Here is a 24989-nt window from a genome sequence, read left to right on the forward strand (position 1 = left end):
GAAACGAGCGCCACCCCGTTGACAACTAGAACACGTTCCACCGATGCTGGCGTCAGCGTGTGCGACCGAGGCCACACGCGACGAGGGAGGGACCGTGACCCAGGCTCCGCCGCCGGCCGACATGAGGATTCAGCGCTCCAGCCGGGACGCCGCCACGCTGCCGACCCGCCTCGCGGACTGGCTCACGACCGTGCTGCCGCCCGGCGCGGACCCGTCGGTCACCGTGCACAGCGGCGTCGACGCCAACGGGATGTCGTCGGAGACGATCATCCTCGACGTCGACTGGGTGGAGGACGGCGAGCGCAGGCACGGCGAGTATGTCGCCCGGGTCGCGCCGGCCGCCGAGGACCTGCCGGTGTTCCCGCACTACGAGCTCCAGGACCAGTACGACGCGATCCGACTGGTCGGCGAGCTGACGGGCGTGCCGGTGCCGGGTGTCGGCTGGGTCGAGTCGACGGGCGAGGTGCTCGGCACGCCGTTCTTCCTGATGGACCGGATCGAGGGCGTCGTCCCGCAGGACGTGCTGCCGTACAACTTCGGCGACAACTGGCTCCACGACGCCACTCACGACGACCAGAAGCGCCTCCAGGACAACAGCGTCAACGTACTCGCGCAGCTGCACGCGATCCCGGATGCGACCGCGACGTTCGACTTCCTCGACCCCGAGCGGCACGGGTACGCCGGGGGGACCCTGCTCGAGCGCAACCTCGCGCGCACCCGGGCGTGGTACGAGTTCGCGGTCGCCGACATCGGTCGCTCGCCGGTGATCGAGCGGGGTCTCGCCTGGCTGGAGGCCAATCTCCCCGACACCGCCGAAGCAGTGCTGTGCTGGGGGGACTCCCGGATCGGCAACATCATGTACCGCGACTTCGAACCGGTGGCGGTCCTCGACTGGGAGATGGCCGCGCTCGGACCGCGCGAGCTGGACGTGTCGTGGATCGTCTTCGCCCACCGGGTCTTCGAGGCCATCACCGGGATGCTCGAGATGCCGGGCATGCCGCACTTCCTGCGTGAGGACGACGTGCGCGCCGAGTACGAGCGGATCACCGGGGCGGAGCTGGGCGACCTGCACTGGTACCACATCTACAACGGCATCCAGTGGGCGATCGTCTTCATGCGCACCGGCGCCCGGCAGATCCACTTCGGCGAGATCGAGCGCCCCGACGACATCGAGTCGCTCTTCCACCACAAGCCGCTCCTCGACCGACTGCTCGAGGAGGTCGGGGCATGAGCGACATCGGCCCGCTCGACGAGTTCCCGCTGCACCAGGCGCCGCTCCCGCTGGCGTACGCCAACAGCAGCGACCGCAACTTCTACGACCGCTGGTACTTCAACGCCCACGACCGCACCGGCGACATCATGCTGATCACCGGCATGGGCTACTACCCCAACCTCGGCACCAAGGACGCCTTCGTCCTGGTTGCACGCGACGGCAAGCAGACCGCGGTCCACCTCTCCGACCTGATGGACCAGGACCGCCTCAACCCACGCGTCGGCGGCTACCGGATCGAGGTCCCTGACCCGCTGCGGAAGATCCGGGTGGTGCTCGACGAGACCGACGGCATGGCGCTCGACCTCACCTGGGAGGGCACCAGCGACGTCGTCCAGGAGCAGCCGCACGTGCTGAGGTCCGGCAGCCGCGTCACGCTCGACGCCCAGCGGTTCGCCCAACTCGGCACCTGGAGCGGCACCATCGTCCTGGACGGCGCCGAGATCACCGTGGACCCGGCGGTCTGGCTCGGCAGTCGCGACCGCTCCTGGGGGATCCGCCCCGTGGGGGAGGCGGAACCCCCGGGAGCCCCCTCCGATCCGCCGTTCGAGGGCATGTGGTGGCTCTACGTCCCGGTCCAGTTCGACGACTTCGCCATCGTCGTGATCGTCCAGGAGAGCCCCGACGGCTTCCGCACCCTCAACGACTGCACCCGGGTGTGGCCCGACGGTCGGGTGGAGCAGCTCGGCTGGCCGTTGATCGACGTCCACTACCTCCCGGGCACGCGTACGCCGAGCGGCGCGACGATCCGCTGCACCACTCCCGAGGGGAAGCCGCTGGTGCTCGAGGTCGAGTCGCGGCTCGCCGTACCCCTCCATGTCGGCGGCGGCTACGGCGGCGACCCCGACTGGATCCACGGCATGTGGAAGGGCGAGGGTTTCGCCGAGCGGGTCACCTACGACATGGCCGACGAGGCGGTGCAGGGCCGGTTCATGTTCGGCTGCGTCGACCACGTCGGCCGGGCCACCTTGGACGGGCACGAGGGCTGGGGCCTGTTCGAGCACTTCTGCATCGGCCGCCACGACCCGTCCGGGTTCACCGACTTCTTCACGCTCGCTCCGTAACCGTCCGCCGGGGTCGAGCCTGTGCGGCCCCGCACCGAGAGGAAACCGAAACCAATGAGCCTCGACCGCACCACGTTCTTCATCGACGGAGACTGGGCCGCCCCTGCCTCGGGGGACACGATCCAGGTGGTCTCACCGCACTCCGAGCAGGTCGTCGCGACCGTGCCCGAGGGCAGCAAGGCCGACATCGACGCCGCCGTCGCGGCCGCTCGCCGCGCCTTCGACGAGGGCCCGTGGCCGCGGCTGACGCCCGAGGAGCGCATCGACGTCGTCCAGAACTTCTCGAACCTCTACGCGGCGAAGCTGGGCGAGATGGCCGAGCTGATCTCCACGGAGATGGGCGCGCCGGTCTCGTTCTCGAACCTCGCGCAGGCCCCGGCGCCGTGGATGCAGATCGAGGCGTTCCTCGGCATCGCCCGCACCTACCCGTGGGAGGAGACCCGGACGGGCGCGCTCGGCGAGGTCATCGTCCGGCGCGAGCCGGTCGGCGTGGTCGCGGCGATCCCGCCGTGGAACGTCCCGCAGTTCACGATCATGTCCAAGCTGGTCCCGGCGCTCCTGGCCGGCTGCACCATCGTCATCAAGCCGGCGCCGGAGACGCCGCTCGACACCTATCTGATGGCCGAGCTGCTCCAGGAGGCCGGCGTACCCGCCGGTGTCGTCAACATCGTGGCCGCCGGCCGCGAGGTCGGCGAGCACCTGGTGCGGCACCCCGGCGTCGACAAGGTGGCGTTCACCGGCTCGACCGCGGCCGGCCGGACGATCGCGTCGATCTGTGGCGAGCAGCTCAAGCGGGTCTCGCTCGAGCTCGGTGGCAAGTCGGCCGCGATCGTGCTCGACGACGCCGACCTGGCCGCGATCATGGAGGGCCTGAAGTTCACGGCGCTGATGAACTCCGGCCAGGCCTGCGTCGCCCAGACCCGCATCCTCGCCTCGCGGGCCAACTACGGCGCCGTCGTCGACGCGCTCGCCGAGGCGGTCTCGGGCATGGTCGTCGGCGACCCGCTCGACCCGGCCACCGAGATCGGCCCGATGGTCGCACAGCGCCAGCAGGAGCGGGTCGAGAAGTACATCGCCCTCGGTCAGGAGGAGGGCGCCCGCGTCGTCGTCGGCGGCAACGGGATGCCCGACGGCCTCACCTCGGGCTGGTACGTCCGGCCGACCGTCTTCGCCGACGTCGACAACCGGATGCGGATCGCCCAGGAGGAGATCTTCGGCCCGGTGCTCTCCGTGATCGCGTACGACGACGTCGACGACGCGGTGCGCATCGCCAACGACTCGGAGTACGGCCTGGCCGGCACCGTCTGGACCGGCGATGTCGACGCCGGTCTCGACGTCGCGCGCCGGGTCCGCACCGGCACCTACGGCGTGAACACCTACACGATGGACTTCGCCGCGCCCTTCGGCGGCTACAAGTCCTCGGGCATCGGCCGCGAGTTCGGCCCCGAGGGCCTGGCGCACTACACGGAGCTGAAGTCCATCTACAAGCCGTAGGGGTTGTCAGGGGATCCGAGGGCGACACGCCGTGCACCCGCGGCGTGTCGCCCTCGTTTCACCGGGCGACCGGGGAAACGAGACCCACCAGGCCACGGGCTACTCCGGGGTAGCAACCGCGACCGCGGGTCACCTACCCTCGGGACCATGAGCGCTCACAGCAACCCGGCGGGCGACCCCGCCGTCGTCGGACCGCACGACCCCGAGCACGACCCGCGCGCGTCGTACGCGCTGGAGCCGGAGTACGTCGCGGCGCTCACCGACCGGCTGATGGCGACCGGCGGCACCACCGCGGAGGTGCGGTCGCCGCTCAACGACGCCCCGCTCGCGCACATCCCGCAGTCGACGACGGGCGACGTGGCCGAGGCGTTCGGGCGGGCGCGACGGGCGCAGGTGGCCTGGGCGCGCACGCCGATCGAGGAGCGCCAGCGGGCGCTGCTGCGGCTGCACGACCTGGTGCTGGACCGCCAGGACGAGATCATCGACCTGATCCAGTGGGAGACCGGCAAGGCGCGCAAGCATGCCTTCGACGAGCCGCTGCACGTCGCGCTCACCGCCCGCTACTACGGTCGCACCGCCAAGCGACACCTCGCGACCAGCCGGCGGCCCGGGGTGGTGCCCGGTCTGACCCGGGTCGACGTCAACCGGGTCCCCAAGGGCGTGGTCGGCATCATCTCGCCCTGGAACTACCCCTTCGACCTCGCGCTGATCGACGGCATCGCCGCCGTGGTCGCCGGCAACGCCGTGGTCGCCAAGCCCGACGCGCAGACCATGCTCTCCGCCCTCCTGGGTGCCGAGCTGCTTGAGCAGGCGGGCATCCCGCGCGAGCTGTGGCAGGTCGTCGCGGGGCCTGGCGCCGAGATCGGCGGGGCGATCGTGGCGCACGCCGACTACGTCTGCTTCACCGGCTCGACGGCGACCGGCCGGGTGATCGCCCGAGGCTGCGCCGACCGGCTGATCGGGTGCTCGCTCGAGCTCGGCGGCAAGAACCCGCTGCTCGTGCTCCGCGACGCCGACGTCGAGAAGGCCGCCGAGGGCGCGGTGCGCGCGTCTTTCTCCAACTCCGGCCAGCTGTGCGTCTCGATGGAGCGGATCTTCGTCGCCGACCAGGTCTACGACCGCTTCGTGGCACGCTTCGTCGCCCGCACCCAGGCGATGACGCTCGGATCGACCCTCGAGTGGGGCAACGACATGGGCCCGCTGATCTCCCAGGCCCAGCTCGACACCGTGACCGCGCACGTCGAGGACGCCGTCGCCAAGGGGGCCCGCGTGCTCACCGGTGGCAGCGCGCGCCCCGACCTCGGCCCCTACTTCTTCGAGCCGACGATCCTCGAGGGGGTCAGTCCCGACATGGCCTGCTTCGGCAAGGAGACCTTCGGTCCGGTCGTGTCGCTCTACCGGTTCCACGACGAGGCCGACGCGGTCGACCGCGCCAACGGCGGCGAGTACGGCCTCAACGCCTCGGTCTACAGCGAGGACCGCGCCCGCGCCCGGATCGTGGCCCGCTACCTCAAGTGCGGCACGGTCAACGTCAACGAGGCGTTCGCCGCCACCTTCGCCAGCCTGGACGCTCCGATGGGCGGCATGCGCGAGTCCGGCATGGGCCGGCGCCAGGGCGCCGAGGGCGTGCTCCGCTACACCGAGACCCAGTCGGTCGCGACCCAGCGGCTGATCCGCTTCGGCCCCCAGTTCGGCATGTCCGACGAGGCCTACGCGAAGCTGATGAACGCCAACCTGCGCCTGATGAAGAAGCTTGGGCGAGCCTGAGGTGGCGGCGAGTACGACGTACGACTTCGACGTCCTCGTCGTCGGCTCCGGCTTCGGCGGCTCGGTGACCGCACTCCGGCTGACCGAGAAGGGCTACCGGGTCGGCGTGCTCGAGGCCGGTGCGCGCTTCGAGGACGACGACCTCCCGAAGACGTCGTTCGAGGTCACCAAGTACCTCTTCCGTCCCGAGGTCGGCTGCTACGGCATCCAGCGCATCGACGCCCTGCGGGACTGCCTGATCGTCTCGGGTGCCGGCGTCGGCGGCGGCTCGCTGGTCTACGCCAACACGCTCTACGAGCCGCTCGCGCCGTTCTACGACGACCCGCAGTGGAGCCACATCACCGACTGGCGCGCCGAGCTCGCGCCGTACTACGACCAGGCGAAGCGGATGCTCGGCGTCGTCGAGAACCCGCTGCGCACACCGTCGGACGACGTGATGGAGCAGGTCGCGACCGCCATGGGCGTGGGGGACACCTTCCACCCGACCCCGGTCGGCGTCTACTTCGGCGACGAGGGCGCCGGCGCCGGCCAGCGGGTCGACGACCCGTTCTTCGGGGGCGCCGGTCCGGAGCGGCGTACCTGCATCGCGTGCGGCTCCTGCATGACCGGCTGCCGGCACAACGCCAAGAACACGCTGGTCAAGAACTACCTCCACCTCGCCGAGTCCCACGGCGCGACGGTGCTGCCGCTCACCACCGTCACCCGGGTGGCCCCGCGCGACGGCGGGGGGTACGACGTGCACGTGCGCTACACGAAGGCCAAGGTCGCCCGGCGTTCGTCGAGGCGGGTCCTCACCGCCGAGCAGGTCGTCTTCGCCGCGAGTGCGCTCGGCACCCAGCGGCTGCTGCACCGGATGAGGGACGAGGGCCACCTGCCGCGGCTGTCCGACCGGCTGGGCCACCTCTCCCGCACCAACTCCGAGTCGATCGGCGGCGCGATCGCCCCCGACTCCGGCGTCGACTACAGCCAGGGCATCGCGATCACGTCGAGCTTCCACCCCGACGAGAACACCCACATCGAACCGGTGCGCTACGGCCCCGGCAGCAACCTGATGTCGCTGCTCCAGTCGGTGCTCACCGACGGGGACGACGACGAGCCGCGCTGGCGGACCTGGCTGCGCGAGATGTGGCGGCAGCGGCGCGAGGTGGCCGACCTCTACGACATGCGGCACTGGTCGGAGCGCACCGTGATCGCCCTGGTGATGCAGAGCCTCGACAACTCGATCACGACGTACACCAGGCGGATCCCGGGCACCCGCAGGCGCTACCTGACCTCGCGGCAGGGGCACGGAGTGCCGAACCCGACCTGGATCCCGGCCGGCAACGAGGCGATCCGCACGATGGCCTCGATCATGGGCGGCTTCCCGGGTGGCGCGGTCGGCGACGCCTTCAACATGCCGCTGACCGCCCACTTCATCGGCGGCTGCGCGATCGGAACCTCGCCCGAGACCGGCGTGCTCGACCCCTACCAGCGGGTCTACGGGCACCCCGGGCTGCACGTCGCCGACGGCTCGGCCGTGACCGCCAACCTCGGCGTCAACCCGTCGCTGACGATCACCGCGCAGGCCGAGCGGGCGATGGCCTGCTGGCCGAACAAGGGCGAGCCCGACCCCCGGCCCCGCCTCGGTACGACGTACCGCCGCATCGAGCCGGTACGCCCGGTCGCCCCGGTGGTGCCCGACAGTGCCCCCGGCGCGCTGCGGCTGCCGATCGTCGGGGTCGGCTGAGCCGGCGCCGGACGGGTCGAAAATCGTCCGGAATGGCCGTGACCCGGGTCTGAGCCTCTCGTTGAGCCAGCGGACCCGGTCATACGCTCCCTCCCACCGCCGGGTCCCATGTCCAGGCGCTGTCCGGCAGTTGCGTGGACGGTCAGGGCCCGGCCATCCTCCCTCCCCGGCCGGGTCCTGACGGGAGCGAGCGCCGGGCCTGGGGTTTCGCGTCGTACCTGACCTGAGTGTCGTGATTCGCGGATTTCGCGACACTCAGGTCAGGTACGACGCGGGCTGTGGAGAGCGCACCGCGCGCCCGACCGAACCGGGGCACGCTGGCGGCATGGTTCTGCGCATCACCCGCCCCGGTGTCGTGGTGCCGGTGCGCGTCGATCCGGCCGGCGTGGCCGGACCGACGCGGGGCCAGGCGCGGGGACCGCGTTGGCGCGCCGTCGGTGGCGGTCTCCACGTCGCCGAGGCGGCCGACCCCGAGCAGGTGGAGCAGCGGATCGTGGAGGCGGTCGCCGGCTGCGGCCCGATGGCCTCCGCCACCGGGTGGGCCGGCCTGGCCTGGCTGGGCAGCCGCTGGCTCCGCGGGCTCGGCCCGGACGGACGGATCCGGCTCCCGGTGCCGGTCGGCCTGGGCGACCAGCGCGTGGTGAGGCCTCGTCCCGGCGTACGGATCGCCGAGGACTGGCTGCTCGGCGGCGACGTGATCGAGGTCGACGGCCTGCCGATCACGATCGCGGAGCGCTCCGTGAGCTTCGAGGCCCGGCGGGCCGGGACCCTGACCCGCGCCGTGCAGGTGATCGACATGGCGGCGGCCGACGACCTCGTGAGCATCGCCTCGCTGACGACCTACGCCGGCCGTCTGTCGGGTCGCCCGGGGATCCGGCGCCTCCGAGCCGCGCTGAGCTTGGCCGAGGAGAACGTCTGGTCGATCCAGGAGGTGCCGATGCGCCTGGTGTGGCGCCTCGCGCTTCCGACCGCGAGGGTGCCGTGCAACGCCCCGATCTTCGATCCGGACGGACGGCACCTGATCACGCCGGACCTGTTCGACCCCGTCGCGGGTGTCGCGGGGGAGTACGACGGAGCGATCCATCTCCACGAGGGCCCACGTCGTCGCGACCTCGACCGGGATGCGCTCTACCGAGACCTGCGGATCGAGGTGGTCACGAAGATGTCCGGCAACACCGCAGACACGGCGGCCTTCCTGGGCCGTCTCCGCGCCTGCTACCGGCGATCCACCGACCATCGCGCCCGTGCCCGCCGCTGGACCGTCGAGCAGCCGGACTGGTGGGTGGACACGTCCACGGTCGCCCGACGGCGGGCGCTCGATGAGGCCGAGCGGGCGATCTGGCTGCGCTACCGACGGGCCTCCTGAGCCGGCTGCTGAGCCAGGTTCGACCACCCTCCGCGTCGTACCCGACCAGAGTGCTGTGCATCCGCGGAGTCCACGACACTCTGGTCAGGTACGACGGGCTCGGGCGGCGCCGCGCGACCCAGGACCGCTCGGTAGGCTCAGCCCATGACGCTGTCCCCGGAGCACGATCTGGTCCTGGTGGTCGACTTCGGTGCGCAGTACGCCCAGTTGATCGCCCGTCGGGTGCGTGAGGCGCGGGTCTACTCCGAGATCGTGCCGCACACGATGCCGGTCTCCGAGATGCTCGCCCGCCGCCCGAAGGCGATCATCCTGTCCGGCGGCCCCTCCTCGGTGTACGCCGAGAGTGCCCCGTCGATCGACACGGCCGTCTTCACGGCCGGCACGCCGGTCTTCGGCATGTGCTACGGCTTCCAGCTGATGGCCCGAGGCCTCGGCGGCGAGGTGAGCCCCACCGGCGCCCGTGAGTACGGCCGCACGGCGGTCACGGTCGGTCGCGGCGGCACCCTGCTCCGCGACGTACCGCCCGAGCACACCGTCTGGATGTCGCACGGCGACTCGGTGACCGCGGCACCCGCCGGATTCGACGTGCTCGCGTCGACGGCGACCACGCCGGTCGCGGCGTTCGAGGACGTCGAGCGTGGCCTGGCCGGCGTGCAGTGGCACCCCGAGGTGCTGCACACCGAGCACGGCCAGGCGGTGCTCGAGCACTTCCTCGTCGACATCGCGCACTGCCGGCAGAGCTGGACGATGGTCAACATCGTCGACGAGCAGGTCGACCGGATCCGCGAGCAGATCGGCGAGCGCGGCCAGGCCATCTGCGCGCTGTCGGGCGGCGTCGACTCGGCGGTCGCGGCCGCGCTGGTCCAGCGCGCGATCGGCGACCGGCTGACCTGCGTGTACGTCGACCACGGGCTGATGCGCAAGGGAGAGACCGAGCAGATCGAGCGCGACTTCGTCGCCAGCACCGGCGCCGACCTGCGGGTCGTCGACGCCGAGAAGCAGTTCCTCGACGCGCTCGCCGGGGTCAGCGACCCGGAGGAGAAGCGCAAGATCATCGGCCGCGAGTTCATCCGGGTCTTCGAGGCCGCGGAGGCCGAGGTCCTGGGTCCCGCCGCGGCCGAGGGGGAGAAGGTCGCGTTCCTCGTGCAGGGCACGCTCTACCCCGACGTCGTCGAGTCGGGCGGGGGAGCGGGCACCTCCAACATCAAGTCGCACCACAACGTCGGCGGCCTGCCCGACGACCTCGAGTTCGAGCTGGTCGAGCCGCTCCGCGCGCTGTTCAAGGACGAGGTCCGCCTCGTGGGCGAGCAGCTCGGCCTGCCGGCAGAGATCGTCTGGCGGCACCCCTTCCCGGGCCCGGGCCTCGGTATCCGGATCGTCGGCGAGGTCACCCGCGAGCGCCTCGACATCCTCCGCGAGGCCGACGCGATCGCGCGCGAGGAGCTGACCCGCGCCGGGCTCGACCGCGACATCTGGCAGTTCCCGGTCGTGCTGCTCGCCGACGTGCGCAGCGTCGGCGTCCAGGGCGACCACCGCACCTACGGCCATCCGGTCGTGCTGCGCCCGGTCACCTCCGAGGACGCGATGACCGCCGATTGGGCGCGGCTGCCGTACGACGTGCTGGAGCGCATCTCGACCCGGATCACCAACGAGGTGGGCGAGATCAACCGGGTCACCGTCGACATCACCTCGAAGCCGCCGGGCACCATCGAGTGGGAGTGATCCACAGCTGCGCTCTGTGGGCATGATTTCTTCATACCGAAGGAGGCCCCGATGGCAGTGAGGAAGGTGGCGGTGACGCTGCCGGAGGAGCTGTACGACCTGGTCGAGCGCGCCCGGGCGATCGAGCACCGAACGCGCTCCGAGGTGATCCAGGAGGCGCTCCGCACCCACTTCGGAGAGGCGGTCTACGTGCCGTCCGATGCCGAGCGCCGCAAGCTGGTCGAGGCGCTCGACGCACTGCATGAGGAGCCTGCGGCCACGAGGTCGTGGATCGACGTGCGGCGGGAGCTGGGGCCGGGCGAGTGACGCTCCGATTCGGGCGTCATGCGATCCAGGATCTCGAGGAGGCTCGCGACCACTACGAGCGGATCACCGAGGAGCTGGCCGACGGATTCGTTGCCGACCTCGATCGGGTGGTCGAGCGGATGCAGATGTTCCCCAACGGCGCTGCGCCGGTCGAGGGCTTTCCCGGCGTACGCCGGGCCCGGATGCGCCGCTTCCCCTCCGGGGTCTGCTATCGGGTCCTTGAGCCTGACACCATCGAAGTCCTGCGCATCGTCCACGCCGCTCGCGACAGCTCCGGATCGGGAGACGAGCCCTAGGAGACTGCTGAACAAGGGTGCGCCTCTCGTGTTGGTCGGGGCGGTCTGAAATCCTGTTGGTATGCAGGGCGAGGCGGATCGGCAGCGTGAGCTGCTGGATGTGGAGTCGGTTGCTGGGCATCTGCTCGAGTCGGGCAGCGTGTTCGCGTTGCTGGCCGAGCATCGTGGCCGGTTGTTCCCGGCCGAGTTGTTCGCCGACCTGTTCCCTTCGGGGCGTGGTCGGCCCTCGATTCCGGGCGAGGTGATCGCCTCGGTGATCGTGCTGCAGGCGCTGTATGGGCACTCCGACCGTGAGGCGGTCGACGCGTTGACGTTCGACCTGCGGTGGAAGGCGGCGTGTGGGTACGCGATCGACGCGAGGGGCTTCGACTCCTCGACGTTGACGTATTGGCGCAAGCGGCTGGCGGCCAGCGACCGGCCGCAGCGGATCTTCGAGGTGGTCCGCGAGGTCATCGAGCAGACCGGCGCGGTGAAGGGGAAGACGCGTCGTGCGTTGGACTCCACGGTCCTCGACGACGCGGTCGCCCGCCAGGACACCGTGACCCAGTTGATCGCCCAGATCCGCCGGGTCGGCCGCGAAGTGGCCGGAGCCAAGATTCTGATCGCCACCGAGTGCACCCGGCTGGCGGCACTGACCGGGCAGGACTACACCGGGCCAGGGAGCACCGGGAAGCCGCCGATCGCGTGGGACGACCCAGCCGCCCGTGATGAGCTGGTGTCCGCGCTGGTCGGTGACGCACTGGCTCTGCTCGCCGCGTTGGATGTTGAGGCGATCACCAAGAGCGGTGGGAGGCCGGCTGAGGCGGTCGCGCTGCTGGCCCTGGTCGCCGGCCAGGACGTGGAGCCGGCCGAGGATTCCGATGGCACCGATGGCCGGTGGCGCATCGCTCAGAAGACGGCGCCGGACCGGGTGATCTCGACGGTCGATCCCGACACCCGGCACGCCCACAAGACCCGCGAACGCCGCCAGGACGGCTACAAGGCTCATGTCGTGGTCGAGCCCGACACCGGCCTGATGCCTGTGGTGAGGCTGACCAAGACCAGCGGCAGTGAGAACTCCGACGCGAACGTGGGCGCCGAGCTCGTGGCCGCCGATCCCACCGTCACCGACGGCGAGCCGGTCGAGGTGCTCGGTGACTCCGCTTACGCCAGTGGCACGATGCTGGCCGCCCTGGCCAGAAGACAGTGGGCTGCGCTGGTCAAGCCGTGGCCGATCCAGCCGGCCGTCGCGGGCGGGTTCACCATCGACGACTTCGTCGTCGACCACGAAGCCAGCACCGCGACCTGTCCGGCCGGGGTCACCCGCCAGATCACCAGCAAGGGCAACGTGACCTACGGAATCGCCTGCCGCGACTGTCCACTCGCTACGCGCTGCACCAACTCCGCACGCGGTCGCAAACTCGTCGTCGGCGAACACGACCTGCTCCAGCGCGAGCACCGCCAGCGAGCCGCCGACGAAGGATTCCAAGCCGTCTACCGCCAACACCGACCGATGGTCGAACGCTCCATCGCCTGGCTGGTCCGTGGTGCTCGCCGCGTCCCGTACCGAGGGGTCGAGAAGAACAACAATTGGCTCCACCACCGCGTCGCGGCCCTCAACCTGCGCCGGCTCCTGGCCCTGGGACTCACCATCGACAACGGAGCCTGGACCCTGGCCTGACCCCCGCCCGGGACCCAGCAAGGCCCTTGCTCCAGCACTGACGATCCCGCAGGATGGCCACAGGCGGGCGGACCGATCCCCGTTGTCGCACCCAGAGTGCTGACCAGAAATGCCGCTCGACGGCCGTATTGGTGGCGCTCCGCCCGCCGCCAACCATCAACCACGCCAAGATGACGCCTTCTTCAGCAGTCTCCTAGCCGTTCAGTGGCACCAGGACGTCGGCGGCGAACCGCTCCATCGACTCGAGCTTCTGCTCCAGCGTGGCGTCGAGCCCGTGGTAGTAGGCCCACGGCATCGTCCAGCAGTCGGTGACGCCGGCGGCCTCCGCCCGCTCGAAGTGCTCGGGCAGGAAGGCGTCGCTCAGCGCGGTGATCACCGAGAAGTCGCCCTCGGCGCCGATCTCCGCCCGGGCGGCGGCGAGCCGGCCCGCGATCTCGCCGGCCCGCTCGATCGAGAAGAGGTCGCCGACCCAACCGTCGTGGCGCGCGGCCCGGCGGAACGCGACGTCGGAGAGCCCGCCGACGAAGATCGGGATCCGCTCGGTCGGCGTCGGCTCCATCGCCAACCGCGGCGCGGTGTGGAACTCGCCGTCGAACTCCGTCCAGCCGGGTCGCCAGAGGTCCGCCATCAGGGCCAGCGCCTCGTCGGTGCGCCGGCCGCGGGTCGAGAAGTCCTGTCCCAGTAGCTCGAACTCCTCGCGGCACCAGCCGATACCCACGCCGAGGCTGACCCGGTTGCCGGAGAGCACCGCGGCGGTGCCGACGCTCTTCGCGACCTGAAACGGGCTGCGGATCGCGGGCACGTAGACGGAGGTGAAGAACCGCACTCGGGTGGTGACGGCGGCGAGCGCGCCGATCAGTACCCAGGGGTCGGGCCAGGCGGTGTCGTGGGTCCAGCGACGCGAGCCGTCCGGGGTGTAGGGGTACGGCGTCGCCAGCTCCTCGAAGTCGACGACATGGTCCGGCACCCCGAGCGAGTGGTAGCCGAGCTCGTCGGCCGCCCGGGCGATCGGGGCCAGGTGGTCCACCGGCTGGAAGGAGGTGCTGATCGCGAAGCGCACCTGGCTACTCTAGAGCCGAACTAGAACACGTTCTCGTCAATTCGACCCTTTCGGGTGGGGTTCGAGGTGGCTGTGGGGGGCTACCTCGCCTGCAGAAGGGGCGGGGCCGGTCGACTCACGCAGCGGCCGGCCCGGCCCGGCATACGACGGGGCCGGGCATACGACGGGGCGGGACGCGGTACCTCACCGTCGTGACCGAGCAGCGTCCCGGGGCGACGGAGTGGGTGCCCGACCGGCTGAGCCTCACGAGCCTGCGCGAGGCGGTGCAGGAGTGTCGCGGCTGTGAGCTCTATCGAGACGCCACCCAGGGCGTGATGGGCGACGGACGCCGCGACGCGGCGCTGCTGCTGCTCGGGGAGCAGCCGGGCGATCGCGAGGACCAGCAGGGGGAGCCCTTCGTCGGACCGGCCGGCCGGGTGCTCGACGACGCGCTCACCGACGTCGGCATCGACCCGAGGGAGGTGTTCAAGACCAACGTCGTCAAGCACTTCCGCTGGTCCGGAACCCGTGGCAAGCGGCGGATCCGCCAGTCGCCGAGCCGCGCCCACGTCGCCGCCTGCGGCCCGTGGCTCGACGCCGAGCTGCGGCTGGTGCGCCCGATCGGCGTCGTCCTCCTCGGTGGCACCGCAGGCAAAGCCGTCTATGGCACCTCGTTCAAGGTCGGCGAGGCCCGTGGGCAGCTGCGGGACTGGCCCGAGTCGTTCCCGGTGGCGCGGCCGCCGGAGTGGGTGCTCGCCACCACGCATCCCTCGGCGGTGCTGCGAGCCGACGACCGCAGGTCGGCGTACGACGCTCTCGTCGCCGACCTGCGGGTCGCGGCAGCGCGGGCTGCTACGTGAAGACGCTGACCCCGCCCGGCCCGACCAGCAGGCCGACGACGATCAGCACGATGCCCCACAGGATCGCCCCGCGGAACAGGGCCACGACGCCGCTCACCACGAGGATGACGGCCAGGATCCACAGCAGGAACTCCACGGTATTCCCCTCCCTCGACACGGAGTCTCCGTGTCACCGAGGCGTTACCCAGTCGAGCCCGACAGCACTCCTGGATCACTCCTCGTCGACGAAGTCCTCGACGATGTGCACGGCCGCCTCCTCGGCGGACGCGCCCGCTCCGTCGATGCCGACGTCGTCGCCGACGAGGTCCTTCTCCCGGTCCTCGCCGAGGCCCTCGTCGGGGTCGACCAGCCGGCCGGCTCGGGCGTCGCCGACCTCGCCGTCGTCGACGAACTCGTCGTCGGTCTCGGCGTACGGGTCGGGGTCGGGCTCCTCCTGGCCGATCCGCTGGTCGATGGTCTCGCGGTGCTCCTCCTCCCAGGGCGTGTTGCCGTAGCCCTGGCCCGCGGAGTAGCGCTCCGGTGGGGAGTAGCCGCGGTCGAGCTCGTCGTCGACGTCGTCGTCGCCGAGGTCGTCGATGTTGCCCGGCTGGTCCTCGTCGTCGACGCTGTAGTCGCCGTACAGCTCCTGGTCGCCGTCGCCATGACTGGTGGTCACGGGTCCTCCTTCGTCGCCGGTCCGCGGTCGGTCAGATCACGCTACTCCGCCCATGGTGCCCACCCGGTTCAGGTGAGATTCGGCCGCCGGGACCCCGGACCCTTGCCTCCGGCGGGCGCATCCGAGGACGGTGGGATGCATGGACCCCGAGTTCGTGACGCTGGACCGCTGGTGGCGGGCCGCCAACTACCTCTCCGTCGGGCAGATCTACCTGATGGGCAACCCACTGCTGCACGAGCCGCTCCGCGAGGAGCACGTGAAGCCGCGGCTGCTCGGCCACTGGGGCACCACCCCCGGCCTGAACTTCGTCTACGCCCACCTCAACCGCGCGATCATGGAGCGCGACCAGCCGATGATCTTCATCACAGGTCCGGGCCACGGCGGCCCGGGCGTGGTCGCCGCGTCGTACCTCGAGGGCACCTACACCGAGACCTACCCGAACGTCGGCCTCGACGAGCGCGGCCTGGAGCGGCTGTTCACGCAGTTCTCGTTCCCGGGCGGCATCCCCAGCCACGCCGCCCCCGAGACGCCGGGCTCGATCCACGAGGGCGGCGAGCTCGGCTATGCCCTCTCGCACGCGTACGGCGCGGCGTTCGACAACCCCGACCTGGTCGTGGCCGCGGTGGTCGGTGACGGCGAGGCGGAGACCGGGCCGCTCGCGACCAGCTGGCACGGCACCAAGTTCGTCGACCCGCGCCGCGACGGCGCGGTGCTGCCGATCCTGCATCTCAACGGCTACAAGATCGCCAACCCGACCGTGCTCGCGCGGATCCCCGAGGAGGAGCTGGTCTCGCTGCTGCGCGGCTACGGGCACACGCCGTACGTCGTTGCGGGGTCGGACCCGGCCCAGATGCACGCCGACTTCGCGGGCGCGCTCGGGGACGCGCTCGACGAGATCGCCGACATCCAGGGCGAGGCGCGCGCCTCGTCGGAGCCGACGCCGCGGCGCCCGTGGCCGATGATCGTGCTGCGCTCCCCGAAGGGCTGGACCGGACCCCAGGAGGTCGACGGCCTGAAGGTCGAGGGCTACTGGCGCTCCCACCAGGTGCCCTTCGCCAACGCGCGCACCGACAAGGCGCACCGCAAGGTGCTCGAGGAGTGGCTGCGTGGCTACCGGCCCGAGGAGCTCTTCGACGAGGCCGGCGCGCCGGCCGTCGACATCGCCGAGCTGCACCCCGAGGGCGACCTGCGGATGAGCGCATCGCCGCACACCAACGGCGGGGTGCTGCTGCGCGACCTCAGGATGCCCGACTTCCGCGACTACGCCGTCGAGGTCGACCGGCCCGGCACCGGCTCGGCGGAGGCCACCCGCGTGCTGGGCGGCTTCCTGCGCGACGTGATGGCCCAGAACCTCGACACCTTCCGGCTCTTCTCGCCCGACGAGAACAGCTCCAACCGGCTCCAGGACGTCATGGAGGTCACCGACCGCACCTGGAATGCCGAGATCCGCGAGTACGACGACCACCTCGCCCCCGACGGGCGGATCATGGAGATCCTCTCCGAGCACACCTGCCAGGGCTGGCTGGAGGGCTATCTGCTCACCGGGCGGCACGGGCTGTTCTCGTGCTACGAGGCGTTCATCCACCTCGTCGACTCGATGTTCAACCAGCACGCGAAGTGGCTGGAGTCGACGCGCCGGATCTCCTGGCGGCGCCCCGTGGCTTCGCTGAACTACCTGCTCACCTCGCACGTGTGGCGCCAGGACCACAACGGGTTCTCCCACCAGGACCCGGGATTCATCGACCACGTCGTCAACAAGAAGGCGAGCGTGGTGCGCGTCTACCTGCCGCCGGACGCGAACACGCTGCTGTCCGTCGGCGACCACTGCCTGCGCAGCCGGCACTATGTGAACGTCATCGTCGCCGGCAAGCAGCCGGCCCGCCAGTACCTCTCCATGGACGACGCGATCGTGCACTGCACCAAGGGCGCCGGCATCTGGGAGTGGGCGTCCAACGACGCCGAGGGGGAGCCCGACGTCGTGATGGCCTGCGCCGGCGACGTGCCGACGATGGAGACGCTCGCCGCGGTGCAGCTGCTCCGTGAGGAGCTGCCCTCCTTGCGGATCCGGGTCGTCAACGTCGTCGACCTGATGCGGCTGCAGCCGGAGCGGGAGCACTCGCACGGCCTGTCGGACGCCGACTTCGACGCGCTCTTCACCCGCGACAGGCCGGTGATCTTCGCCTACCACGGCTATCCGTGGCTGATCCACCGGCTGACCTACCGCCGCACCAACCACGAGAACATCCACGTGCGCGGCTACAAGGAGGAGGGCACCACCACTACGCCGTTCGACATGACCGTGCTCAACGAGATCGACCGCTTCCACCTGGCGATGGACGTCATCGACCGCGTGCCGCGGCTGCACGCCACGTCCGGGGCGGCGCGGGAGCGCCTCAAGGACGCGCTGATCCGGCACCGGCAGTACGTTCGGACCGCCGGCGAGGACCTGCCCGAGATCCGTGACTGGGAGTGGACAGGCCGCTGAGGTGCGCACGCTGGTCGTGAACCCCGGCTCCAGCAGCCTCAAGGTCTCCCTGCTCGACGACGGCCGGGAGGCCCACGACGACGGCGGGCCGTACGACGCCATCGGTGTGCGCTTCGTGCACGGCGGGTCGCGCACCTCCGCCGTCCTGGTCACGGAGGCGGTGCTCGACGAGCTCGAGCAGGTCTCGGGACTGGCGCCGCTGCACAACCCGCCGGCCCTGGAGGCCGCCCGCGACCTGGTCGAGCGGCACCCCGGCGTGCCGGTCGTCGCCTGCTTCGACACTGCCTTCCACGCCACGATGCCCGCGGCGGCCACGACGTACGCGCTGCCGCGGGAGTGGCGCGAGCGCTGGGGCCTGCGCCGTTACGGCTTCCACGGGCTCTCGCACTCGTACGCCGCGCGGCGGGCCGCCGAGCTCCTGCGGCGGCCGCTGGAGGGGCTGCGGATCGTGACCTGCCACCTCGGGGGCGGCGCCTCGCTCTGCGCGGTGCGCGGCGGCCGGTCGGTGGACACCACGATGGGCATGACCCCGATGGAGGGCCTGGTGATGCAGACCCGGTCGGGCTCCGTCGACCCCGGCCTGATGCTGCACCTGCTCCAGTCGCGCGGGGTCACGCCCGACGAGCTGGAGCGGGTCCTCGACCGCGAGTCGGGCCTGCTCGGGCTCACCGGCACCTCGGGTGACCTCCGCGAGGTGACCGCCGCGATCGGGTCGGGCTCCACGGAGGCGGCGGCGGGCCTGGCGGTCTACGTGCACCGGCTGGTGCGCGAGATCGGCGCGATGGCCGCGGCGACCGGCGGGGTCGACGCGCTGGTGTTCACCGGCGGCGTGGGGGAGCACAGCCCCGACGTACGCCGCGCGGCCGTCGACCGGCTGGGCTTCCTCGGCCTCGGCATCGACGAGCTGCTGAACCCGGAGGTCTCCGGCGATGCCGACGTCTCCGCCGCCGGCGCCACCGCCTCCACCCTGGTGGTCACCGCCCGCGAGGACCTGGAGATCGAGCGGGAGGTCCGAGCGGTGCTGGCCTGAGAGCCAGGAGCCGAGCCCGAGGCTGGGCCCGAGGTCTCGGGGGGTCGGTCCCGCCGGCCCCCCACCGACCCGGACACCGACGCAGCCGGCTCACCCATCGAGGCCCGATGAGGCGGTCAGGGAAGGCGAGCGCGACACGCCGATCCGCACCGGCGTGTCCCGCTCGCTCTCCCTGACCACCACCGCAGCCTGCGGCGTGTCGCCACCGTTTCCCCGGGCAGCCGGGGAAACGGTGGCTCCGACCGGACCAACCCTGCCCGGGGCTGCGGGTGTGCTGGCCGGAACGCGCTCAGCGGAGGTCGTAGGTCGTGGTGCGTTCGCGGACGGGTCGGTTGATGCCGGCGCCGATCTCGACGAGTTCGGCCACGGTCTTGGCGGAGCCGTGTTCGGAGCCGGCCATCCGGGAGATGGTCTCTTCCATGAGGGTGCCGCCGAGGTCGTTGGCGCCGGCTTGGAGCATGGCTTGGGTGCCGTCGATGCCGAGCTTGACCCAGGAGGTCTGGATGTTGTGGATCCGGCCGTGGAGCATGATCCGGGCCATGGCGTGGACCGCGAGGTTGTCGCGCATGGTGGGGCCGGGGCGGGCGACGCCGGCGAGGTAGATCGGTGCGCTGGTGTGCACGAAGGGGAGCGGCACGAACTCGGTGAAGCCGGTGCCCCCGGCTTCCAGCGCGGCGTCCTGGATGCGGGCCAGGACGCGGAGGTGGCCGACCCAGTGGCGGGGGTGGTCGACGTGGCCGTACATCATCGTCGAGGTGGTCGGGATGCCGACGCGGTGGGCGGTGGAGACGATCTCGATCCAGGTGCGGGTGGGCAGCTTGCCCTTGGTGAGCACCCAGCGGACCTCGTCGTCGAGGATCTCCGCGGCGGTGCCCGGCAGCGAGCCGAGGCCGGCCTCGCGGGCCTTGATCAGGAAGTCCTCGATCGACAGGCCGGTGCGGGCGGTGCCGTTGACGATCTCCATCGGGGAGAACGCGTGCACGTGCATCTGCGGCACCCGCTGCTTGACCGCGGTGACCAGGTCGAAGTACGCCGTGGCGGGCAGCTCGGGGTCGATCCCGCCCTGCATGCAGACCTCGGTCGCGCCGAGGTCCCAGGCCTCCTGGGCCCGGTCGGCGACCTCGTCGAGGGAGAGGGAGTAGGCATCGGCATCGGTGCGCCGCTGCGCGAACGCGCAGAACCGGCAGCCGACGTAGCAGACGTTGGTGAAGTTGATGTTGCGGTTCACCACGTAGGTCACGTCGTCGCCGACCGTCTCGCGGCGCAGGTCGTCGGCCAGTCGGCAGACCTCGCGGAGCAGGTCGCCCTCCGCGGTCATCAGCGTCAGCGCGTGCTCGTCCGACAGGTTGCCCGGGTCCCGCTCGGCGGCCCTGAGGGCGGCCGCCCCGGTGGTTTCGAGGCTCGTCGCTGGCGCTCCTCGCACCTCAACCACCGGTGACGGCGGTTGAGGTGCGAGCGAAGCGAGCCTCGAAACCCCGTCAGCGGCCTCCTTGACCGAGTCCCAGTCGCCGTACACGTTCGCGAAGTCCGAGCGCCGGTCCTCGGACCTGCCCCCACCGGGTCCTTCACGGTCCACGGCCTCGAAGAGGTCGGTGCGGCCCACCGAGGCGAACCCGCCGTCGGGCTCCTGCCAGGACATCCCGACGGGCCGTACGCCGGGCCGCGCGAGGCCGTCGTCGGCGGCGAGCGCGGCGACGTGGCCGGAGATCCGGGGGTCGAGCCACGGCTCGCCGGCGCGGACGTACTCGGGGTGCACGGTCAGCCGAGCCGCGAGCTCGAAGCCGCACTCAGCGGTGATCGACCGCAGCCGCTCCAGCGAGGGCCAGGGCCGCTCCGGGTTCACGTGGTCGGGCGTCAGCGGGCTGACGCCGCCCCAGTCGTCGACGCCCGCGTCCAGCAGGGCCCGGCACTCGGCCAGATCCACCAGGTTGGGCGGCGCCTGGATCCGGGCCTTGGGGCCGAGCACGATCCGGGTGACCGCGATCGCGGCACGGTACTCGTCGAGACCGAGGTCGTCGGCGTGCCGCATCGCGGTGTCGGGCTTGGCCCGGAAGTTCTGGACGATGACCTCCTGCACCGACCCGTACGCCCGTGAGACCTGACGCAGGGCGAAGATCGTCTCGGCCCGTTCCTCGAGCGTCTCCCCGATGCCGACCAGCAGCCCGGTGGTGAACGGGATCGACAGCCGGCCCGCGTCCTCGAGCACCCGCAGCCGGACCTCGGGATCCTTGTCGGGAGAGCCATAGTGGGCCTCTCCCTTGGTCTCGAACAGGCGCCGTGACGTGGTCTCCAGCATCATCCCCATCGACGGGGACACCGGCTTGAGCCGGTTCAGCTCCTCCCACGACATCACCCCGGGATTCAGGTGCGGCAGCAGCCCGGTCTCCTCCAGCACCCGCACCGCCATTGCCCGCACGTAGGCGAGCGTGGAGTCGTAGCCCTGCTCGTCGAGCCACGCCCGCGCCTCGGGCCACCGCTCCTCGGGCCGGTCGCCCAGGGTGAACAGCGCCTCGAGACACCCCATCGCAGCGCCCTGGGTCGCGATCTCCATGATCTCGTCGGGCGACAGGTACGGCGCACGACCCTCGCGCGCGGCCTGACCAGGCGTCTCCACGAACGTGCAGTAGTGACATCGGTCCCGACACAACTTCGTGACCGGGATGAACACCTTCGGCGAATACGTCACCACGCGGGGACGGCCGGCCGCGACCAGGCCCGCGTCGCGGACCTTCGCGGCCGCCGCACTCAACCGGTCGAGCTCCACACCGGACACGGCCAACAGCGCGGTGGCCTCCGCGACATCCAAGGCCGCACCGCGCTCCGCACGGGCCAACGCACGACGTACCTGCTGGGGGGTGGGCCGCTCGCTCACTCTGACAGGCTAACCAGCCGCCCCTCTCCTGCGGACGGCGGCCGCCTGTCGGTCACCTCCGTGCGCCGGCCCGCCCCCTCGATCGGGCCGGCGCACGGAGGTGTGTCTCGCGGTCAGCGGTGGCCCTTGCCGCCCTTCCCGGGCTTGCCGCCCTTGCCCTTGCCGGGCTTGCCGCCCTTGCCGCCCTTGCCGCCCTTGCCCTTGCCGGGCTTGGCCCCGGCCTTGGCGGCGCCGCCGACCTTCGCGGTCTCCTTGCTGGTCCGCGACTCCGTCGCGTAGCCCGTCAGGCTGCCGGTCACGGTGACGCCGATCCGCTTACCCTTGAGCGCCTTGGTCAGCGTGAGCTTGCGGCCGTCGGCGCCCTTGATCGGCTTGCCGGCGGCCTCCCACTGGTAGCTCAGCTTCGCGCCAGCGGTCCACTTTCCGGGCTTGGCGACCAGGGTCTCGCCGACCCGGGCCGTGCCAGAGATCTTCGGAGTCGCCGCGGCGAGGACCTTCGGAGCGGGCGGAGTCACCGGGGCCGTGATCGGCGGCTGGGCCGGGTTCGCGACCGTGCCGCTCGCGCGAGCGACGAGCGCGACGCCGGCCGCACCCGCCTTGGTGCCGGTCGCGACGCCGGTGATGGTCAGGCCGAGGTGCTCGGCGGTCAGGGTGAGTGTGGGGCCGGTGGCGATCTGACCGCCCATGCTCTCGGTGGCGCCGTACCACTCGTAGGTGACGTCGGTGCCGGCCTCCCACGCGCCGGTGGCGGCGAAACTGAGCGTGCTGCCCACGGTCAGGCTGCCCTGGACGGCGAGGGCCGACGGGGCGCTCAGGTAGCGGTCGTGCGTCGTGACCTGCTGCTCGACCCAGGGGCTGTCGAGGAGGCCGTTGGTGCTCGCGACCCGGACGTCGTAGGTCGTGCCCGGCTGCAGGCCACTGACCGAGACGATCTGGTCGTTGGTCGTGCCGGAGTCGACGACCTCGTCGTCGGCGCTCCGGATCTCGTACCGGTACCGAGCCGGCGCCCCGCCGGCGTCCTCCAGCTGCCAGGCGTACTTGCCCTCGTCCCACGAGGCGGTGACGCCCTCCGTGGACATCGGGTCCGGCGCGGCCGCGAGGGCGGTCGGTGCCTCCGGGACGGCCACCGCGAAGACGTCGTTGCCGCCGGCGGCGAAGACGTTCCCCGCCGGGTCGGTCGCGAGCTCGGTCAGGGTGTCGTCGGAGTCGAGGTAGACCGAGGGGACGTCGGAGCCCTCGGCGTACGACGCGACGTCGTCGGCGTCGAGCGCGACGATGTCGTAGCCCGTGCTGAGGTAGACGGTGTCGCCGTCCGGCGACAGGGCCAGTGCGGTGGCGTAGTCGAGCGGGACGTAGGTGTCCTCGCCGGCGGTGACGACGTTGAGGCCGTAGGTCTGCGGCCCGTCCTCGTTGTCACGCAGCGTCAGCACGTAGGCGATGTCGGTGGCCGGGTCCACCGCCATCGACTGCACGTACTGGTCGGGGTCGTCGCCCGCGGCACCGAGGAGCACCGGATCGGGGTCCTCGCCCTCTTCGGTGACGGCCCACAGGGTGGCGGTGGTGACGGGATCCCACGCGCTTCCGGCCAGGTACCAGGTCCGCTGCCCGACCGCGCCCGTGGACGCCGTGGCCGTCGCCTCGGCGGCGTCGGCGACCACCGCGACCGCGTCGTCCTCCTGCCAGATCCGCAGCTGGCCGGCGCCGTCGTTGCCGACCGTGTACGGCCCGGCGGAGTCGACGTCGACGAGCGAGACGCGGTCGCCCGACGGTGCCAGCGTCGGTTCCGGTGCGGGACCGGGCTGGCCCAGGTCTGCGGTGTCGATCGACCAGGTCGCCGAGTCGGTGCCGTCGCCGTCGCTGACCGTGCCCACGACGAGCAGGCTGCCGTCATCGGTGAGGGCCGCGTCGGCGACCGTGGTGCCCTCGCCGAGGTCGACGGGGTCCCCCGAGCCGACCTTCTGGACGTACCCGTGACTCTCGGTGGCGTCGTCGGCCTCCTCGAAGCCGACCGCGTAGACCGCGTCGGCGGTCGCGATCAGCTTCGACGGCTCGAACGTCAGCGTGCGCGGGAAGCCGGTGGTGTCCGCGGCGTGCGCCGGGACGGCCAGGCCGGCGAGGCTGCCGGCGCCGAGCGCCGCCGCGGCCAGGCCGGCGGTGAGTCGTGCGGCTCGGAGCGTCCGAGGCCGGGGTGTGTCCATCGTGTTCCCTCCGTCAGGCCCCGGGGTCGAGGCGCCCACGGATCTTGTCGCCAGATCGGTGCCGCAGGTGTGTCCGGAATCGGCCATGGCAGTTATCGGACTGGCCGATCCCGGACATGACCGGTAGCGGACACACCGGGTCCGCATCGGATTGCTTGGCTGAGGCGTGCGACGATCACCCGGTGCGTCCCGAGCCCGCGCCCCGCTCGCCCGAGTCGACCGCCCTCGAGCTCCTCGGGGTGGGTCTGCGCTCGCGGGCGGAGACCGTGGCCGAGCTGGCGGGCCTCGCCGTGCGTGACGAGGACGAGGTCCGGCGCGACCTGGCCTGGCTCGAGGCCGAGCGCTTCGTGGAGGTCCGCGGCGACCGGGTCGGCTACACGGCCCCCGAGGAGGTCATCGCCGACGTCGTACGCCGGCGCGCCGGCGACCTGGGCGCCGAGATGCTCCGGCACCTGGCCGACCTGGCGGAGGTGGTCGGCCAGCTGCCCGCGCTGGCCCGGGACTGGGACACCGGCGGTGGCGGGAGCCAGCACCTCGACGTCGAGGTCTTCCACGGTCCCGAGGCCGTCGTCGACCTCTGGCACGTCCGCCAGGGGCGGCGGCCGGCACGGCGTACCGATGTGGTGCTGCCCGACGCGTCGCGGCTCTACGTCGCCGACCCCGTCATGCAGGCTGTCTGGCACCAGGCCGGGCGTGGGACGGACAGCCGGATCCGGGTGATCGCGTCGATCAGCGACGTCATCCACCCGGACGCCCAGCAGCGGGTGACCGAGGAGCTGGACGGCGGGTTGCAGTTGCGGCTCCTGGACCGTCCACCCGGCTGGTTCTGGATCACCGACGAGGAGACGGTCGCGCTACCGCTCGTGTGGGGTGAGGCCTGGCCGACCTCCGTCATCGCCGTCCGCAGTCGGGCCGTCGCGGGGATGGCCGGCTGGATCTTCGAGCGGCTCTGGGAGCGTGCGGTCGCGGCCCGCTCCCAGGAGTCGGGGTGGGACCAGCTGCTGACGCTGATGGACAGCGGCGCCACCCTCGAGGCGGCCTCGCGGGCGCTCGGCATCTCCGAGCGCACCGGCCGCCGCCGCATCTCCGAGGCCATGGACCACTTCCGCGTCGGGTCGCTGTTCGAGCTCGGCGTCGCCTGGGGCGCCGCGCGTCGGTCCTGACCGGACCCTGCGCCTC

General features: G+C 71.6%; 19 protein-coding genes. 14 read left to right on the top strand and 5 right to left on the bottom strand.

The genetic code is table 11. From position 1 onward, the window contains the following. Nucleotides 1–94: 94 nt before the first annotated feature. The 10 genes from KM427_RS06965 (at nt 95) to KM427_RS07010 (ending at nt 12671) form a co-directional block, all read left to right on the top strand. Nucleotides 95–1231 (top strand): phosphotransferase family protein, encoded by a 1137-nt coding sequence (locus KM427_RS06965; protein WP_215526745.1) that lies wholly within the window; start codon nt 95–97, stop codon nt 1229–1231. Beyond that, nucleotides 1228–2334 (top strand): Rv3169 family protein, encoded by a 1107-nt coding sequence (locus tag KM427_RS06970; protein ID WP_215526746.1) that lies wholly within the window; start codon nt 1228–1230, stop codon nt 2332–2334. The genes KM427_RS06965 and KM427_RS06970 overlap by 4 nt, the downstream gene beginning before the upstream one ends. A gap of 54 nt (nt 2335–2388) precedes the next feature. Then, the gene (locus KM427_RS06975) at nt 2389–3828 is read left to right on the top strand and encodes an aldehyde dehydrogenase (protein WP_215526747.1); all 1440 of its coding nucleotides are present in this window, start codon (nt 2389–2391) and stop codon (nt 3826–3828) included. Nucleotides 3829–3975: 147 nt separating this feature from the next. After that, nucleotides 3976–5595, top strand: coding sequence for a succinic semialdehyde dehydrogenase (locus KM427_RS06980; protein ID WP_215526748.1), 1620 nt, complete (start codon nt 3976–3978; stop codon nt 5593–5595). Then, complete coding sequence (locus KM427_RS06985) at nt 5582–7321, top strand: GMC oxidoreductase (RefSeq protein WP_252275118.1); 1740 nt, start codon at nt 5582–5584, stop codon at nt 7319–7321. Before KM427_RS06980 ends, KM427_RS06985 begins: the two co-directional genes overlap by 14 nt. Before the next feature lie 325 nt (nt 7322–7646). Further along, nucleotides 7647–8687: a hypothetical protein gene (locus tag KM427_RS06990; protein ID WP_215526749.1), complete on the top strand. Its 1041-nt coding sequence runs from the start codon at nt 7647–7649 to the stop codon at nt 8685–8687. A gap of 144 nt (nt 8688–8831) precedes the next feature. Further along, on the top strand, nt 8832–10409 hold the full coding sequence (gene guaA, locus KM427_RS06995; protein ID WP_286674339.1) for a glutamine-hydrolyzing GMP synthase: 1578 nt from the start codon (nt 8832–8834) through the stop codon (nt 10407–10409). 51 nt (nt 10410–10460) lie between these two features. Then, the gene (locus tag KM427_RS07000) at nt 10461–10715 is read left to right on the top strand and encodes a ribbon-helix-helix protein, CopG family (protein ID WP_183591253.1); all 255 of its coding nucleotides are present in this window, start codon (nt 10461–10463) and stop codon (nt 10713–10715) included. Further along, nucleotides 10712–11011, top strand: coding sequence for a type II toxin-antitoxin system RelE/ParE family toxin (locus tag KM427_RS07005; protein WP_215526750.1), 300 nt, complete (start codon nt 10712–10714; stop codon nt 11009–11011). The genes KM427_RS07000 and KM427_RS07005 overlap by 4 nt, the downstream gene beginning before the upstream one ends. Nucleotides 11012–11072: 61 nt before the next feature. Then, nucleotides 11073–12671 carry an IS1182 family transposase gene (locus KM427_RS07010; protein WP_215526751.1) on the top strand — a complete coding sequence of 533 codons (1599 nt, stop codon included), beginning with the start codon at nt 11073–11075 and terminating at the stop codon, nt 12669–12671. 193 nt (nt 12672–12864) lie between these two features. Here KM427_RS07010 and KM427_RS07015 read toward each other — a convergent pair whose 3' ends face one another. Further along, nucleotides 12865–13731, bottom strand: a complete 867-nt coding sequence (locus KM427_RS07015) for a TIGR03619 family F420-dependent LLM class oxidoreductase (RefSeq protein WP_215526752.1) — start codon at nt 13729–13731, stop codon at nt 12865–12867. Nucleotides 13732–13922: 191 nt separating this feature from the next. Here KM427_RS07015 and KM427_RS07020 point away from each other — a divergent pair, with 191 nt between their 5' ends. Then, entirely contained in the window at nt 13923–14570 is a 648-nt protein-coding gene (locus KM427_RS07020; RefSeq protein WP_215526753.1) for a UdgX family uracil-DNA binding protein, read from the top strand. Here KM427_RS07020 and KM427_RS07025 read toward each other — a convergent pair. Together KM427_RS07025 and KM427_RS07030 are read right to left on the bottom strand one after the other, a co-directional pair. Beyond that, nucleotides 14563–14706, bottom strand: coding sequence for a GPGG-motif small membrane protein (locus KM427_RS07025; protein WP_215526754.1), 144 nt, complete (start codon nt 14704–14706; stop codon nt 14563–14565). The genes KM427_RS07020 and KM427_RS07025 overlap by 8 nt on opposite strands. Before the next feature lie 75 nt (nt 14707–14781). Beyond that, nucleotides 14782–15225: a DUF5709 domain-containing protein gene (locus KM427_RS07030; RefSeq protein ID WP_215526755.1), complete on the bottom strand. Its 444-nt coding sequence runs from the start codon at nt 15223–15225 to the stop codon at nt 14782–14784. A gap of 139 nt (nt 15226–15364) precedes the next feature. Between KM427_RS07030 and KM427_RS07035 the strand changes: the two genes are divergently transcribed. Beyond that, complete coding sequence (locus KM427_RS07035; RefSeq protein ID WP_215526756.1) at nt 15365–17710, top strand: phosphoketolase family protein; 2346 nt, start codon at nt 15365–15367, stop codon at nt 17708–17710. A gap of 1 nt (nt 17711) precedes the next feature. Further along, nucleotides 17712–18740, top strand: coding sequence for an acetate/propionate family kinase (locus tag KM427_RS07040; protein WP_215526757.1), 1029 nt, complete (start codon nt 17712–17714; stop codon nt 18738–18740). 289 nt (nt 18741–19029) lie between these two features. Here the strand turns inward: KM427_RS07040 and KM427_RS07045 are convergent, their stop codons facing one another. Together KM427_RS07045 and KM427_RS07050 are read right to left on the bottom strand one after the other, a co-directional pair. Further along, complete coding sequence (locus tag KM427_RS07045; protein WP_215526758.1) at nt 19030–21612, bottom strand: bifunctional FO biosynthesis protein CofGH; 2583 nt, start codon at nt 21610–21612, stop codon at nt 19030–19032. A 113-nt stretch (nt 21613–21725) separates the two neighbouring features. Further along, nucleotides 21726–23810 (bottom strand): fibronectin type III domain-containing protein, encoded by a 2085-nt coding sequence (locus KM427_RS07050; RefSeq protein WP_215526759.1) that lies wholly within the window; start codon nt 23808–23810, stop codon nt 21726–21728. A 182-nt stretch (nt 23811–23992) separates the two neighbouring features. On the opposite strand from KM427_RS07050, the gene KM427_RS07055 reads away from it, so the two are divergent. Next, the gene (locus KM427_RS07055) at nt 23993–24973 is read left to right on the top strand and encodes a hypothetical protein (protein ID WP_215526760.1); all 981 of its coding nucleotides are present in this window, start codon (nt 23993–23995) and stop codon (nt 24971–24973) included. Nucleotides 24974–24989 lie beyond the last annotated feature (16 nt).

This window comes from Nocardioides sp. LMS-CY (assembly GCF_018732145.1).
Lineage (GTDB): Bacteria > Actinomycetota > Actinomycetes > Propionibacteriales > Nocardioidaceae > Nocardioides > Nocardioides soli.